Origin of the sequence: Mycobacterium sp. UM_Kg1 (assembly GCF_000972925.1) — a bacterium.
GTDB lineage: Bacteria > Actinomycetota > Actinomycetes > Mycobacteriales > Mycobacteriaceae > Mycobacterium > Mycobacterium hiberniae.
The window spans coordinates 1-14,697 of record NZ_JRMK01000106.1 but is presented as its reverse complement, the minus strand read 5'-3'; the positions used below and the strand labels follow the sequence as shown (position 1 = coordinate 14,697).

15 protein-coding genes and 1 tRNA gene are annotated in these 14,697 nt (G+C 68.3%); 9 read left to right on the top strand and 7 right to left on the bottom strand.

Translation table 11 applies throughout. From position 1 onward, the window contains the following. The 4 genes from glp to LI92_RS15575 form a co-directional block, all read left to right on the top strand. Positions 1 to 1,166 (top strand): molybdotransferase-like divisome protein Glp (gene glp, locus LI92_RS15590; RefSeq protein ID WP_046320355.1); only part of this gene is annotated, 1,166 nt, incomplete at its 5' end. Positions 1,167 to 1,176: 10 nt separating this feature from the next. Further along, positions 1,177 to 1,839: a GNAT family N-acetyltransferase gene (locus LI92_RS15585; protein WP_046320353.1), complete on the top strand. Its 663-nt coding sequence runs from the start codon at positions 1,177 to 1,179 to the stop codon at positions 1,837 to 1,839. A 150-nt stretch (positions 1,840 to 1,989) separates the two neighbouring features. Continuing rightward, complete coding sequence (sepX, locus tag LI92_RS15580) at positions 1,990 to 3,105, top strand: divisome protein SepX/GlpR (protein WP_046320351.1); 1,116 nt, start codon at positions 1,990 to 1,992, stop codon at positions 3,103 to 3,105. A gap of 49 nt (positions 3,106 to 3,154) precedes the next feature. Beyond that, positions 3,155 to 3,227, top strand: a tRNA-Ala gene (locus tag LI92_RS15575). Positions 3,228 to 3,242: 15 nt separating this feature from the next. Here the strand turns inward: LI92_RS15575 and LI92_RS15570 are convergent. The 5 genes from LI92_RS15570 to LI92_RS15550 form a co-directional block, all read right to left on the bottom strand. Next, positions 3,243 to 4,310 (bottom strand): MinD/ParA family ATP-binding protein, encoded by a 1,068-nt coding sequence (locus tag LI92_RS15570; protein WP_502691464.1) that lies wholly within the window; start codon positions 4,308 to 4,310, stop codon positions 3,243 to 3,245. Positions 4,311 to 4,465: 155 nt separating this feature from the next. Continuing rightward, a complete protein-coding gene (locus LI92_RS15565) occupies positions 4,466 to 5,356 on the bottom strand; it encodes a DMT family transporter (RefSeq protein ID WP_286135133.1) in 891 nt (296 codons plus the stop codon). Positions 5,357 to 5,400: 44 nt separating this feature from the next. Next, positions 5,401 to 6,303 (bottom strand): SDR family oxidoreductase, encoded by a 903-nt coding sequence (locus LI92_RS15560; protein ID WP_502691463.1) that lies wholly within the window; start codon positions 6,301 to 6,303, stop codon positions 5,401 to 5,403. Between the two features lie 246 nt (positions 6,304 to 6,549). Then, positions 6,550 to 7,185, bottom strand: a complete 636-nt coding sequence (locus LI92_RS15555) for a TetR/AcrR family transcriptional regulator (RefSeq protein WP_046320347.1) — start codon at positions 7,183 to 7,185, stop codon at positions 6,550 to 6,552. 42 nt (positions 7,186 to 7,227) lie between these two features. After that, complete coding sequence (locus LI92_RS15550) at positions 7,228 to 8,232, bottom strand: hypothetical protein (RefSeq protein ID WP_046320345.1); 1,005 nt, start codon at positions 8,230 to 8,232, stop codon at positions 7,228 to 7,230. A 151-nt stretch (positions 8,233 to 8,383) separates the two neighbouring features. Here LI92_RS15550 and LI92_RS15545 point away from each other — a divergent pair, with 151 nt between their 5' ends. From LI92_RS15545 to LI92_RS15535, 3 genes are all read left to right on the top strand, one after another. Further along, positions 8,384 to 9,307 carry a metal-dependent hydrolase gene (locus LI92_RS15545; RefSeq protein ID WP_046320344.1) on the top strand — a complete coding sequence of 308 codons (924 nt, stop codon included), beginning with the start codon at positions 8,384 to 8,386 and terminating at the stop codon, positions 9,305 to 9,307. A gap of 158 nt (positions 9,308 to 9,465) precedes the next feature. Continuing rightward, on the top strand, positions 9,466 to 10,302 hold the full coding sequence (locus LI92_RS15540; RefSeq protein ID WP_046320358.1) for an SCO6745 family protein: 837 nt from the start codon (positions 9,466 to 9,468) through the stop codon (positions 10,300 to 10,302). Positions 10,303 to 10,322: 20 nt separating this feature from the next. Further along, positions 10,323 to 11,354, top strand: a complete 1,032-nt coding sequence (locus LI92_RS15535) for an EcsC family protein (protein ID WP_152665499.1) — start codon at positions 10,323 to 10,325, stop codon at positions 11,352 to 11,354. Between the two features lie 30 nt (positions 11,355 to 11,384). Here LI92_RS15535 and LI92_RS15530 read toward each other — a convergent pair whose 3' ends face one another. Further along, a complete protein-coding gene (locus LI92_RS15530; RefSeq protein WP_046320341.1) occupies positions 11,385 to 11,714 on the bottom strand; it encodes a DUF732 domain-containing protein in 330 nt (109 codons plus the stop codon). 91 nt (positions 11,715 to 11,805) lie between these two features. Further along, positions 11,806 to 13,155 (bottom strand): NADP-specific glutamate dehydrogenase, encoded by a 1,350-nt coding sequence (gene gdhA, locus LI92_RS15525; protein WP_046320340.1) that lies wholly within the window; start codon positions 13,153 to 13,155, stop codon positions 11,806 to 11,808. A gap of 153 nt (positions 13,156 to 13,308) precedes the next feature. Here gdhA and pat point away from each other — a divergent pair, with 153 nt between their 5' ends. Together pat and LI92_RS15515 are read left to right on the top strand one after the other, a co-directional pair. Beyond that, on the top strand, positions 13,309 to 14,325 hold the full coding sequence (gene pat, locus LI92_RS15520) for an acetyltransferase Pat (RefSeq protein ID WP_046320339.1): 1,017 nt from the start codon (positions 13,309 to 13,311) through the stop codon (positions 14,323 to 14,325). Between the two features lie 42 nt (positions 14,326 to 14,367). Then, on the top strand, positions 14,368 to 14,697 hold a 330-nt coding region (locus tag LI92_RS15515; protein ID WP_046320356.1), incomplete at its 3' end, for a DUF5642 family protein.

Genomic DNA, 14,697 nt, shown 5'->3' with positions numbered 1-14,697 from the left:
AGATGTGTATAAGAGACAGGCCCATGCCCGCATTCGACCAGGCTGCCATCGACGGTTATGCGGTGCGCAGTGTGGATGTCCTGGGCGCTGAGGCGATCGGCGACACCTCCGACGGCTCGCAGCGCGAGGAGGCGGTGGTCACGCTGCCGGTGCTCGGCGTCATCGAAGCCGGTGCCCGCACCCCGACCCGCCTGCAACCCAAGCTGGCCACCCGGATTCAGACCGGGGCGCCGATGCCCACCCTGGCCGACGCGGTGCTGCCGCTGCGCTGGACCGACGGCGGCAACACCCGGGTCCGGGTGCTGCGCGGCGTGCGCCCCGGTGACTACGTGCGCCGGGTCGGCGACGACGTGCAGCCCGGTGATGTCGCGGTCCGCGCCGGCACCGTGGTCGGGGCCGCGCAGGTGGGGCTGCTGGCCGCCGTGGGCCGCGACCGGGTGCTGGTGCATCCGCGCCCCCGGCTGTCGGTCATGGCGGTGGGCGGCGAACTGGTGGATGTCAACCGCACGCCCGGCAATGGGCAGGTCTACGACGTCGACTCCTATGCGCTGGCCGCCGCCGGCCGGGACGCCGGGGCGGAGGTGAACCGGGTCGGCATCGTCAGCAACGACCCGAAGAAGCTGCGAGAGGTGGTCGAGGGTCAGCTCAACCGGTCCGAAGTGGTGGTGATCGCCGGAGGAGTCGGGGGCGCTGCGGCTGACGAGGTGCGTGCGGTGCTGTCCGAACTCGGTGACGTGGAGGTCGCCCGGATCGCGATGCACCCCGGATCGGTGCAGGGTTTCGGCCAGTTGGGGCCCGAGGGTGTGCCGACGTTCCTGCTGCCCACCAACCCGGTGAGCGCGCTGGTGGTGTTCGAGGTGATGATCCGCCCGCTGATCCGGTTGTCGCTGGGTAAACGCGAGCCGATGCGCCGTATGGTGCGGGCCCGCACCCTGGGGCCGATCAGCTCCATGCCGGGTCGTAAGGGGTTCCTGCGGGGCCAGTTGATGCGCGACGAGGAGACCGGGGAGTTCCTGGTGCAGGTGCTCGGGTCCTCGAATGGGTCGTCGTCGCATCTGCTTGCCACGCTGGCCGAGGCGAACTGCCTGGTGGTGGTGCCCGAAGAGGTCGAGCAGGTCGGCGCCGGCGAGTTGGTGGACGTCGCTTTCCTGGCTCAGCGCGGTTGAGCGCGGGTCCATGTTGGTCAATTGGTGGCCGTTCAAAGCCGTGGAGCATCCCGGCTGGCCGAGTGTGCTCGGGCCGCTGCGGGTGCCGGCCGGGGTGATTCGGCTGCGGCCGGTGCGCATGCGAGACGGTGTGGCCTGGAGCCGCATCCGGTTGGCCGACCGGGCCTATCTGGAGCGGTGGGAGCCCAGCGTGGAGGTGGACTGGGTGACGCGGCATGGCAGCGCCGCGTGGCCGCCGCTGTGCTCCAGCCTGCGCTCGGAGGCCCGCTACGGGCGGATGTTGCCGTACGTGATCGAACTCGACGGCCGGTTCTGCGGCCAGCTGACGGTGGGCAACATCGCGCACGGGGCGCTGCGGTCGGCGTGGATCGGCTACTGGGTGTCGTCTGCGGTGGCGGGCGGGGGAGTGGCTACCGCGGCGGTCGCGCTGGGGCTCGACCACTGCTTCGGGCCCGTCCGCCTGCACCGGGTGGAGGCCACCGTGCGGCCGGAGAACGCGGCCAGCCGCGCAGTGCTGGCCAAGGTCGGCTTTCGTGAGGAAGGGCTGCTGCGGCGCTACCTGGACGTGGACGGGGCGTGGCGGGACCACCTGTTGGTGGCGATGACCATCGAAGAGGTGGCCGGATCGGTGACGTCGGCGCTGATTCAGTCCGGTCGGGCCTCCCGTCCCTGACGCGGATTTACCAGGCCAATGTTACGCGTGTGGTAGTTGTGACTGACGAGGTCAGAGAGTAAATTACATCGATGTAACTGGTTCGGCGCGTCATCCGAGGCCTGTGTGGCTCCCACACCTAGCCTTGGCTCGGAAAGGAGCAGGCCAACCATGCCCAGCATCCCACAATCATTGCTCTGGATCTCACTGGTCGTTCTCTGGCTGTTCGTACTGGTGCCGATGCTGGTCAGCAAGCGTGACGCGGTCCGTCGAACCAGTGACGTGGCGTTGGCGACCAGGGTCTTGACCAGCGGGTCCAGCGCCCGCCTGCTCAAGCGGGGCGGCCCGGCGGCCGGGCACCGCAGTGACCCGCACTGGCAGCACAGCGGTGTCGACGAGGCCGACGACATCGACGACATCGATGATGTCGATGACGTCGACGACGTGCCCGCCGAGAGCGGTTCTCGGGTATTCGTCGCCGCGGCGGCGGTGTTCGTCGCCGCCGAGCACCAGGTCGGTGAGCAGACCGAGCTGGACTACCTGGACGTCGACGTCATCAGCGACGACGCCGGCGAGCTGTCGCAGGCGGCCACCGAAGCGCAGGCCGACGAGGCCGACGTCGTGGTCGAAACAGAAGCTTCGCCCGAGCCGGCGGCCGAATACGAGCCTGAGTACGAGGCCGACGATGAGGTCGGGGCCGGCGACGAGGCTGTCGCCGAGACGGACTACGAGGCCGGCGCCGAGGCAGAAGCCGATGCCGAGGGTTACGAGTACGAATACGTCGAGGACACCTCCGGGCTGGAACCCGAGGCAGAGCCGCGGCGGCCGGGCGTTTCCGGGGTGTCCGCGCGGGCCCGGCGGCCCCGTGTCGACACCGCTGCGGCGGTCAGCGCGCGCAAGTACGAGTTCCGCAAGCGGGTGCTGATGTCGCTGGCGGCGGTCCTGGTGCTCTCGGCCCTCACCGCCTTCACCGTGGCGCCCAGCGCCTGGTGGATCTGCGGGGGCGCGGCGGGAGCAACCGTGCTCTATCTGGCCTACCTGCGTCGCCAGACCCGTATCGAACAGCAGGTGCGGGCGCGGCGCGCACGGCGCGCCGACCGGCCGCGCATGCAGCGCGAGGGCGCTCACACCGGCGCGTTCGAGGTGGTGCCGTCACGGCTGCGGCGACCGGGCGTGGCGGTGCTGGAGATCGACGACGAGGACCCGGTGTTCGAGCACCTGGAGTACGCGTCCAGCGGTGGCCGCTACAACTGGCGGGGCGACCTGCCGCGCGCATCCGGTCAGTAGGTAGCGATTTCAAAGGTCCGGGCAGGGGCTGGTAATCTCCTACCGGTCAGGGGCTATAGCGCAGTTGGTAGCGCGTCTCGTTCGCATCGAGAAGGTCAGGGGTTCGATTCCCCTTAGCTCCACAGAGTTCGAGTGGTTCAGATCGTCCAGCCCAGTTCGCTCAGCCGATCGGCTCTGCGCACATTTTGCTGCGCCAGCGCCGCTGTTATTTCGAACAGTCGCAGCCGACTCTGCGAGCTAAGCGCGAACTGCGTGTCGATGATGCCGCCTTTGGCGAGGTGCGGGTCGTAGGGCATGTACTCGGCGTGGATCTCGGCTTCGGTGAACAGATCGATCAGGTAGTGTCGCGCATTCTCGGTGGCGTGCTTGCGGCTGTTGTTGAGGATGACCATCGACCGCGACAGCAGGTCGTTGTAGTCCATTGCGCGCAGCAGATCGATGGAACGGGCGACCGGCATTGCGGTGTCGCCGGTGAGCCCAGAGACAAAGAGCAAGGCGTCGCAGGAGTCGAACACCGCCCTCATCACCGGATGCTCCAGGTTGTCCGCCGTATCGATCAGGACGATCTGGTGCGTGCGGCACAGCCGGTCCAGGGCATCGTTCAGCATCGAGGGCACCAGCGGACGAGGCTGGTCGGAAGTCTGATTGCCCGACAGCACATCCAGACCGATGTTGTTCTGGCCGAGATGTTCCCGGATATCGGTGTAGCCCGCAACGGCGGTTTTGGAGATGATGTCGGTGTAGCCGTCAGGGGCGCTGGAATCGATCCGGTCGGCCAACGTCCCGAAGCCCGGTGCGGCGTCGATCGCCACCACGTTGTCCGACAAACACTCCCGGATTATGCCGCCGATGCAGGCGGTCAGCGTGGTCTTGCCGACGCCCCCTTTGCCGGAGACCACGCCGATCACCAAGTGCTGGGGCATGCTGTGCCGGATCTGATCGCGCAGCGCGCGGAAGCGCTGCTCGATCCGTGATTCCCCCACATTGACGCTGCCGAATGAGGCCGCGTAAACGAGCCGGCGCCAGCCGGAGGCCGGGGCGGGTTTTCGCGGCCCGGGCGGATCTGGAATGTGCAGAATCTCTGAGATCGGGTAATGCCGTTGCGGACGGCGAATTACCTCGTTTCCCATCCGGTGTGCACCGGCCTGATGCGGACGCCGATGCGAGCCCCGTTCCATGCTGGGCGTGCCCCACTCAGGCAGCATCGGTGACGATCGGTGCAGGTCGGTCACGGTGCCATTAGTAGCACGGGCGGTCGAGTGCCTATCGCCGATTTGGGGCGGCACGACGAAACCGTTTGCCGGTCGTTACAGTCCTGCGGCTGATCCGGTACGGCGACGGGCCCCGTGGCGTTCCCGGCTCACTGCTGCGGCAACCGGTCGCGCTCCGGCGCCGCCGGGACGCTGCCGTCACCTGCCGCCGGTGGGGTGGGCGCGACGGCCCTGGCCTGCACGGCGATCAGGCCCCCGCCGATCACCAGTGCCATGCCCGCGTAGGTGATCAGGGCCGGCGGGTGGTGCCAGACGATCCAGTCGATCAGGGCGGTGAACACGATCACCGAGTAGATACAGGGGCCGACCTTCTCCGCCGGGGCGTAGCGGTAGGCCAGCACGATCAACGCCTGCGAGAACACTTGGGCGAATCCCAGCGCCGCCAGCCAGATCCAGACACCGGCCGGGAGCGGCCGCCAATCTGCGACGGCGAACGGCACCGCCATGAGCGTGGAGAGCAGGAAGTAGTAGAACAGCACTCGCGCCATCGGCTCGGTGGCACCGAGCCACCGCACCGTCATCATGGCGATCGCCAGGAACAGCGCACCCGCGAGTGCGGACAGCTCGCCCACGCTGAAGCTGGCCGCCTGTGGTTGCAGCACGCACATCACCCCGACGAATCCCAGGCCTGCACCCGTCCAGGTCAGTGCCGAAACTCGTTGCCGTGAAACGGCCCAGGCGATCAGCGGCATCCACAGCGGCGCGCTGTAGGTGAGCAGCGTGGCGTTGGCCAGCGGGATGTGCCCGATGGCGAAGAACAGGGCGTACCAGCACCCGGTTCCGGCGGCGGAGCGCAGCACGTGCAGGCCGATTCGATCGGTGCGCACGAACGACCAGCCGCCTCGCACCGCGACCGGGATCACGAACAACAACCCGACGAAGTTCTGCGACAGCAGCAGCACACCGGTCGAGGTGTACTGGCCGGAAACCTTGGCCAGCGTCCCGACCAGAGCCACACAGAAGAAGGCGGCTGTCGTCAAACCCGCTCCCAGCAATAGGTTCTCGGGCCGTCGGCCGGCTGTCGTCATTGCGCGATGTTCTTTTGGCCGGTCGGCGGCGTCTGCTGGCCGGGCGCTCCGGCCCGGGCGTTGAGCCGGTCGGTCTCGCGTTTCAGGATGTTGTTGAGGACGCGCGGTGCGACCACATCGACGGCGCGCAGGGCGAGCGCTTTGCGCGGCGCGATGCGGATCGGCCGCAGCTTGCACGCGGTGACCATCCAGTCGGCGGTCTCCTCGGCGGTGAGTGCGGCGAGGCCGTCGTAGGCACGGGTCGGCGCGATCATCGGCGTCGCCACCAACGGGTAGTAGATGGTCGTGGAGTGCACGCCGCGGAGGCCCCACTCGGTGTCGATCGCACGGCTCACGGCGCTCAACGCGGCCTTGGAGGCGTTGTACACGGCGAACATCGGCGACGACTCCGGCAGCACGCGCCAGGTCGCGATGTTGATCACATGCCCGTCACCGCGCTCGATCATTCCCGGAGCCAGGCCCCGGATGAGTCGCAGCGGAGCGCAGTAGTTGAGCGCCATCACCCGCTCGACGTCGTGCCAGCGGTCCAGCGACTCGATCAGCGGCCGCCGGATGGACCTGGCGGCGTTGTTGATCAGAATGTCGACGTGCGAAACCTGCTCGACGACTGCATCGACCTGGTTCAGATCGGCCAGATCGGCCCGTAGGGCGGTGGCGTCGCCGCCAGCGGCGCGGATCTGTGCCACGACGTCGTCCAGCAGGTCGCCGTGCCGGGCGACGGCGAACACGGTGGCGCCCTCGGCGGCCAGCTTGCCCGCGGCGACCGCGCCGATCCCTGAGGACGCGCCGGTCAACAGAATGCGCTTGCCGCGCAGATCGATCGGTGACGCGCTGCGCCACCTGGGCATCGGCCGCATGCCGGAGCGGCGCATGGCCTTCTTGACCTCGTCGAGAATCACGGGCGGCACTCCAGTCGGGTCGGTACCGTCACGCGGCTAGCCGTGATCAGGGACGCGCCATGTCCGGCGGCGAATAGGGGAGACTTTAGACCACTAAGCCGGAATCCGCTGGTGGCGGCCCGGGAATGGCGCCGGTGTCCAGGGGCGCGCGACGAGGCAGGTCAATGACATCCGTCATTGAAATTCGTGCGGGCGCTCCGGAGTCCGGCGGGCCACCGAGGCGCCGAGGCTGGTGCGAGAGTGCGCCTAGAGTCGCTCGCGCAGTGCGCTCATCGCCTCGGCGATGCGGGGGGAGGTGATCGCCGGGCCGATCCAGCGGGCGATGAAGCGGCGCAGGGCCAACCCGTCACTGTGCCGATCGCCAGGGTCAAGTAGCAGGGATTGCGTTGTGCGCAAGCCGATTTCCGCCAGCTCATCCAGGGCGGGTCCGTCGAATCCGTGCTTGCGCCAGTCGACGTCGAGCCGGTGAAGCAGTGAGCGTGAGAATGTGCGTGCGGTGTCCGAGGTCAGCGAGACCATTTTGCCGTCGCGTGCCCTGCTGCTGAGCAGATCGGCCAGCGGGCGATCCTCGGCGAGGGTCTCGACGGCGAACGCCACCCCTTCGACGAGGGCGTCGACCGGGTCGGTCAGGCCGCCGAGATGCTGCGCGAGCTGGTCGAGGAAGCCATGTGCCGAGCGCATCGCGCTGGCGATCAGCAGTGCTTCGGTTCCGGGGAAGTAGCGGTAGACCGTCTGCCGCGTCACCCCCAGGCTGCGGGCCACGTCGGCCAGGCGCAGCGCCGCGCCCCGTTCGGCGATGATGCCGTCCGCGGCGTCCAGGATCCGGTCGATGGCCTCCTGGTCGCTCGACGGGGCGTTACCGGACCAGCCGTGGCTACGCATGATCGAACTGTAGGGCGGGCACGGTGCTGACCGGTTCGCGGTCTAAGTGCGACCGGCGGGCGCGAGTGGCCGATCGCGGGCTGCGGTGTTGCGGCGCACGAGCCACGGCAGCGCGGCGAAGCCGATGACCGTGATCAGGCCGACGGACTGGACCGCGCTGTAGCCGGTGAGCCCGCCCTCGTAGGCCACGTTGGCGAGCACCATGGCGCCGATGCTGACGACGTAGGCGAGCACAAGCCCGAGGGTGAACGCCTCCGGTCGCGGTGTGGCACAGCGCAGGGCCCGCAGGGTAACCGCGCCGTAGCCCGCCACCAGCAGGGCCGCCAGCGGCCACTGCGGTCCGCCGAGCAGGGTCACGACTGTCACCGGTGCCAGCAATACCGGGCCCGCCACCAGGACGGCGACGGCGGCCAGAGCGGGGAACGCGCCCAGCGCCGTGGCGGGGGACCAGCGCGCCGCCGCGCCGGCGCCATCGATTCGCGGACCGGCCCACATCATCAGGTAGAGGAACAGCGCATCCCAGATTCCCTGCCAGCACAAGTCGATCAGCGGCCATCCGGCCCAGTACTGAAACAGCTCGAAACCCGGGTCCCAGGTCCACCACACCGTGCGGTCGAGGGTTCCCTCGATCACGTACGGTGCGTCCAGGGCGATCATGAACAGTCCGCCGGCAGCCGCTGCATGCCAACGCTTTTCGATGCCGAGTGCCTCAACGATCTTGAATCCGGTGAACAGGAAGACCGGATAGAAGATCAGTACGTAAGCGGGCATCATCGTGGTGCCCCGCCACAGCGGTAACGCCGGCCAGTTGATCATCATCAGAAAATCGCCCTGCTGATACATGTCGAGCGTGGCCATGCCTGCCAGCTCCAGAACCAGGCCGTAGACGGTCGCCGCGAGCAGCACCGCCAGGTAGATCCGCCGGCCCCGCCGCAGCTGCGCGATGCTGTAGCCCACCGCCGCCACGAACATCGCCAGCATCGTGAGATCCCAGAGATTGGTCTGCCACGGCAGCTCAGCGGGATTGTTGAACACGATCAGGTTCATCCGGCCACCTGGAGTGAGTAGACATAGAGGCATTGAACGTATTGCGTGGACCGGAGCCGCGTCAATACCAACTGGGCGAATATCGCCCATCGGCATACGTTTTCGATAGAGCGTCTTGTCATGCCGGGGTGCCGCCGCTAGCCTCGACGCTGTGACGGACCTACAGGTCAGGCGGGTACGGTTCGACTTCGCCGGCGCCGACGTCCCCTTCCTCTGGCAGCCCGAGCGGCCGGCCTTCGCGCTGCTGTGCAACGCCATCTCGTTTTTCGCGCCCGGTTTCGAGAAGCTGATCGTCGACGCCACGCGGGAGGCCATCCCGCTGATGCGCAAGCCGGAAGCGGCCGCCGAAGCCCAGGCCTACCTGCGGCAGGAGGCGCAGCACTCTGCGGCCCATCAGGCCCACGTCCGGGCGCTGGTTCGCCGCTGGCCCGGACTTGAAGACACCGTGAACGCGGTGATCGCCTCCTACGACCACCTCACCGCCACCAAACCCATCGCCTGGCGGCTGGCCTACCCCGCCGTCATCGAGGCGACCTTCACGCCGTACTTCAAGGTCTTCCTCGATCACGAGGACAAGCTGTTCCGGCCCGGCGACGAGCGGGTGGCGTCGCTGTTTCTCTGGCACTTCGTCGAGGAGATCGAACACCGCAGCTCGGCGCTGATCGTCTATAACGCCGTGCACGACAGCTACCTCTACCGAGCGAAGACCATCCTCGGGGTGATCCGGCACATGAGCGAGATCCTGGCGATCATCTCCGGTGGTTTCCGCAGGCATGTTCCGGCAGAGCACGGCGGTGAGTTCGGCAGGCTGCTCCCCGACGGGTTGTCGGTGCGGGCTCTGCGCGGCGCCCAGTCGGCGGCACGCGAACTCACCGCACCGGGCCAGTCGACCTACGCGGGGGTGCCCAGGCGGGAGATCGTGGCGATGCTCGCCGGGCTCGTCCGGTCCCAGGCACCGCACCACAACCCGGCCCAGGAACGCATTCCCGCCTTCGCGGGCCGTTGGCTGGACCGCTACGCCGAGGCGCCCGCCAGCGCGGCGCGCTGGTACACCGCGGGGTCGCCCGAACGCTAGGGTGGCGGCGTCATTGGGCGCCTCACTTGAGCACTCGGCCCCCGCAGACCACCATGGGTGACCATGTGCGCAGTGATCACTCCCCGAGCTCGCAGACCGTGACCGCGGCAGACCCTCCGGCGGCCGGCGCGCGCTCGGGCGTGCGCGACGCCTGGCGGATGCTGGAGCCGCTGCACGCCGTCGTCTATTTCTCGCCGGAGCCGCTGGCGGCGCTGCACGATGCCGGCTATCGCGGCTTCTGGATGGGCTACTTCGCGGGCCGCGCCGCGCCGCTGGGCGCGGTCGGAGCCGAGGTCGTGCACGCGGCGTTCTACAACTTCGGCTACGAACGCGTCGCCCGGGCGCTACCCGCCGCGTGGCGCTTCGCGCCGCCCGAAGCCGCCCTGCGGGCACGCCAAGCCGGCGCCGTCGCTGCGTTGCGGCGCCAGCTGGCGGACCTGGCCGACGGTCCACACGTGGAGCGCGCGGCCGAACTCGCCAGCAGAGCGGCGGCCGCGGCACCCCTGGCCGGCCGTGTTCTGGGGGCGGCGAATCATGCGCTGCCACTGCCCGAAGAGCCGGTGGCGCGGCTGTGGCACGCGGCGACGGTGCTTCGCGAACATCGCGGCGACGGCCACATCGCGGCCCTTCTGGCCGCGGGGATCGAGGGCCGTGAGTCGCATGTGCTGCACGCCTTGGCCTCCGGGACGTCGCGGCAGACCTACGCGGTGGCCCGTGATTTCACCGACGGCGAATGGAATGAGCTGGTGATCACGCTGCGCGCCAAAGGGTTAGCCGATGCCGGCGGACTCACGCCGGCAGGTGTTCGGCTCAAAGCCCAGATCGAGCAGCAGACCGATCAGCTCGCCGCCCCGGCATACGCCGCGTTGACCGAGGCCGAACTGCGCGAGATGATCCAGGCGCTGGCACCGCTGACCCGGGCGGTCGCGGGAGCCGGTGAGATCCCGCTGGACTCACCGATGGGGCTTGATCTTCGTCCCTTCCTCGACCCGTAACGGCCGGTAGGATTTTCCTCGTGGCCCCGTCTGGTCAGCCGGACATGTCCCCGTACGAACGCACGCAATGGGACGCGCTGCTGGACGCGACCACCGGCGGGGAGCCGGCCGGCTGGTTCGACGGGCTCCGGCGCGGCGTGGCCGGCCGGGCCAAAGACGTGGCTTCCCAGGTCCGTTCCGGGGTGCAACAAGTCCCCGGCGCCACGGCGGCCATCGGCAAGATGGACCAGCTCACCACCAAAGCGCTCGAAGGTGTGCACACCCTGCTGGTGCAACGAGGGCTGCATTCGGTCACACCGGACAGCGTCTTCGCCATGTTCGCCGAGCACGGCGCCGCGGTCGGATCCTATGACCAGGTTCGAGGTCTCGATCTGGAGATCTGCGACCGCTCGGTACCCCGCCGCCGGGAGCGCTACATCGCCTTGGCGGTGGCCGAAGGCGCGGCGTCCTCGCTGGCGGTCACGGGTTCAGCGGTGTCGAGCGTGGTCTCGGCAAGCTCCCCCTTGCCGGTTGCCGCCTCAGCCGTCGTGGCGGACGTGACCGCCGTGCTGGTGGGGATGGGGCGCATCGTGGCTTTGGTTGCGGCACACTACGGTTACGACGTCCGCGAGCCGGACGAGCAGGCGTTCGCCTCCGGCGTGATCGCCTACTGTGCCGCCGGCGACTCCGCGGAGACGGCCGCGGCACTGGCATCGCTGTCCCGGCTGACCCAGCAGATGATGCGGCAGGCGTCGTGGCGCCATATCCCGCCGCAGCAGGCCGACAACGTGATCCAGCAGGTCTGGGTGGCGCTGGGATTCCGCCTTGCCAAGAACAAGGTGGCGCAAGCTGTCCCGGTCTTGGGTGCGGTGGTCAACGGCGGACTCAACGCACGCATCGCCCACCGAACGTTCGAGCGTGCCCAACAGGCCTATCGGCTGCGGTTTCTCACTGAAAAGTACGACTTGGACGCCGGAGCCTGGGCGCCGGTGGTGCCTTCGGGCAGTGCCATCGGCATCCCGCTGATCGACGAGTTGTTGGCCCGTTCGGGGGACGGCGCTGCCCCCGACTGACTGGTCGGAACCGGGGACGCGGCGCGCAGATCAGTGCAGGGTGTCAGGGCACAGTTCGTGCTGGGCGATGTCGATCACCGGGCGCAGGTTGTTGGTGAGGTCATCGACCATGGAGGGCCCGCCGAACGAGGGCCGCCGCACGTAGTTGGCCACGACGTCGTCGACGGAGGCGCCGCTGCGCAACTGGTTGCAGAACCGGTGGCCGGCGGACAGGCGCGCATTGGGCGGACCGGATCGAAAGACGCCGTGGGCGTCGAGAGACGCGAGGTAGCTGGCGTCGTCGGCGTGGGCCGGGGCGCTGCCGAGCAGGGCGAGGGCGGCGGTCCCGGCGAGCACAGCTGCGCTCAGAGTCCGATTCATACCGGCGATGCTACGGCTAAACGACGTTGACTCTGCGGCTACCGGGCACAAGTGCGAGAACACTGCCTGGTAGCCGCAGAGTCAACAGTCGTCAGATCAGGCCCAGTGCCGTCATCGCGTCGGCCACCTGGATGAACCCCGCGATGTTGGCGCCCAGGATGTAGTTGCCGGGAGCGCCGTACTCGTCGGCGGTGACCAGGCAGCGGTGGTGGATGCTCTGCATGATCGCCGCCAGCCGCTGCTCGGTGTACTCGAAGCTCCAGGAGTCCCGCGACGCGTTCTGCTGCATCTCCAGGGCGCTGGTGGCCACGCCGCCGGCGTTAGCCGCCTTACCCGGGGCCACGGTCACGCCGGCCTCGCTGAACACCTTGACGGCGGCCGGGGTGCACGGCATGTTCGCGCCTTCGGCGACGATCTTGCACCCGTTGCGGGCCAGCGTGGCGGCGTGGCTGTCGTGAAGTTCGTTCTGGGTGGCCGAGGGCACCGCGATCTGACAGGGCACGTCCCAGATGGACCCGTCGTTGACGAACCGCGTGGTGCCGCCGCGGGCCTTGGCGTAGGCCTCGATCCGCTCGCGCTTGACCTCTTTGATCTCCTTGAGCAGCTCCAGGTCGATGCCCTTCTCGTCGACGACGTAGCCGCTGGAGTCCGAGCAGGCCACCACGGTGCCGCCCAGCTGGTGGATCTTCTCGATCGCGTAGATGGCCACGTTGCCCGAGCCGGAGACCACCGCCCGCTTGCCCTCGAAGGAGTCCTTGGCGGTCTTGAGGATCTCGTCGGCGAAGAACACCGCGCCATACCCGGTGGCCTCGGTGCGGACCTGCGATCCCCCCCAGGTCAGGCCCTTGCCGGTCAGCACGCCCGACTCGTAGCGGTTGGTGATGCGCTTGTACTGGCCGAACAGGTAGCCGATCTCCCGGCCGCCCACGCCGATGTCGCCGGCCGGGACGTCGGTGTACTCACCGAGGTGGCGGTAGAGCTCGGTCATGAAGGACTGGCAGAACCGCATGATCTCGTTGTCGGAGCGGCCCTTGGGGTCGAAGTCGGACCCGCCCTTGCCGCCGCCGATGGGCAGACCGGTCAGGGAGTTCTTGAAGATCTGCTCGAAGCCCAGGAACTTCACGATGCCCAGGTACACCGAGGGGTGGAATCGCAGACCGCCCTTGTAGGGACCCAGGGCCGAGTTGAACTCCACGCGGAACCCGCGGTTGATCTGCACCGTGCCGTTGTCGTCGAGCCAGGGCACGCGGAAGATGATCTGGCGCTCGGGCTCGCACATGCGCCGGATGACGGCGCTGTTGACGTACTCGGGGTGCTTGGTCACCACCGGCCCGAGACTGCTGAGCACCTCGAAAACGGCCTGATGGAACTCGGCCTCACCGGGGTTACGCCGCAGCACCTCATCGTAGATGTCGTGCAGCTTCGGGTTCAGTTCGCTCATGTTGGAGATCTCTTCCTCACGTGTCGCTCTCGCGGCCACAGGGTATCGGCCCAGATCGTTAACGCCGAATCCTGGCCGTTACGGCATTGTTAAATCATTAACGTTGTGGACACACCGACTAGCCTTGGACAGGCCAACAGGGGGGAGCAGTCCATGGCGAAGTCGCACCCGCCCGCAGCACCCGATGGAGCGTTCTCCGCCGCAGGCCTCGCGGAGATGGAGATCTTCGCCGGGTGCTCGGCGGACCAGCTGGTTCCGCTGGTCGCCGCGCTGCGTCCGCTGCAGGCCCCCGCCGGCGCCGAACTGATGCGCCAGGGCGAACAGGCCCTGTCGTTTCTGCTGATCTCCTCGGGATCGGCCGAGGTCAGGCATGTCGGCGACGACGGCGCCGTGGTCGTCAACGAGGTTACCGCCGGCATGGTGGTCGGCGAGATCGCGCTGCTGCGCCAGGGCCTGCGGACGGCGACGGTCACCACCGTGACCCCGCTGACCGGCTGGGTCGGCGACGAGGACGCCTTCCACGAGATGGTTCGCGTGCCCGACGTGATGGGGCGGTTGGTGCGCATCGCGCGGCAGCGTTTGGCCGCCTATATCGACGCCGTGCCGATGCGCGACCGCAAAGGCGCCGAGCTGCTGTTGCGGCCGGTACTGCCCGGCGACAGTGCGCGAACCGTTGGGGGCCATGTCACATTCTCCGGCGAGACGCTGTATCGGCGCTTTCAGACCACGCGCACCCCGAGTCCGGCGTTGATGCACTACCTGTTCGAGGTCGATTACGTCGATCACTTCGTGTGGGTGGTCACCGAGCCCGACGGCTCGATCGTCGGCGACGGACGATTCGTCCGCGACCCGGAAAACCCGACCGTCGCCGAGATCGCCTTCATCGTGGGCGACAGCTATCAGGGTCGCGGTATCGGCACCTACCTGGTGGGAGCGGTGTCGGTCATCGCCCGATTCGAGGGCGTCGAGAAGTTCACCGCGCGGGTGCTCTCGGAGAACGCTTCCATGCGGGCCATCCTCGATCGGCTGGGTGCCTACTGGCAGCGCGACGATCCGGGCGTGGTCACCACCGTCCTCGACGTTCCCGGCCCGGACCGGCTGCCGTTCGACCGTGCCACCGCCGAACGGATCAAAGACGTTGGCCGCCAAGCTATTCAATCAGTAGGGTGACCCCCTCCATCGGCCCTGGTGGCGTTGGGTAAATTGGCTGCGATGTTGACCCTTCGTGCGGTGCTGGCCCTCGGCTGTGTGTGCCTGCTCGCTGCCTGCAGCTCCAGTCCCGCGGAGGTTTCCGCCGACATCGACAAGGTGCTCGAACTCAAGTCGTCCTTCGGCCCGGGTTTCACCGTCAAGGGCACCGCGCGCACCGGGATCGACCCGAAGCTGCTGGCCGGCACCGCGTTGCCGCCGGGCCTGACCTTCGACCCCGCCGACTGCTCGGTGTTCGCGGTCAGTCAGCAGCTGCCGCAGGGTGTGCAGGGCAACATGGCGGCGGTGGCCGCCGAAGGCAAGGGCAACCGGTTCATCACCATCGCGCTGGAG

Excerpts from the sequence above, each read along its gene's own strand:
- LI92_RS15585 (WP_046320353.1), top strand. The coding sequence starts at position 1,177 with ATGTTGGTCAATTGGTGGCCGTTCAAAGCCGTGGAGCATCCCGGCTGG.
- LI92_RS15570 (WP_502691464.1), bottom strand. The coding sequence starts at position 4,310 with ATGCTGCCTGAGTGGGGCACGCCCAGCATGGAACGGGGCTCGCATCGG.
- pat (WP_046320339.1), top strand. The coding sequence starts at position 13,309 with ATGGCGAAGTCGCACCCGCCCGCAGCACCCGATGGAGCGTTCTCCGCC.
- gdhA (WP_046320340.1), bottom strand. The coding sequence starts at position 13,155 with ATGAGCGAACTGAACCCGAAGCTGCACGACATCTACGATGAGGTGCTG.
- LI92_RS15540 (WP_046320358.1), top strand. The coding sequence starts at position 9,466 with ATGCTGGAGCCGCTGCACGCCGTCGTCTATTTCTCGCCGGAGCCGCTG.
- sepX (WP_046320351.1), top strand. The coding sequence starts at position 1,990 with ATGCCCAGCATCCCACAATCATTGCTCTGGATCTCACTGGTCGTTCTC.
- LI92_RS15530 (WP_046320341.1), bottom strand. The coding sequence starts at position 11,714 with ATGAATCGGACTCTGAGCGCAGCTGTGCTCGCCGGGACCGCCGCCCTC.
- LI92_RS15550 (WP_046320345.1), bottom strand. The coding sequence starts at position 8,232 with ATGAACCTGATCGTGTTCAACAATCCCGCTGAGCTGCCGTGGCAGACC.
- LI92_RS15555 (WP_046320347.1), bottom strand. The coding sequence starts at position 7,185 with ATGCGTAGCCACGGCTGGTCCGGTAACGCCCCGTCGAGCGACCAGGAG.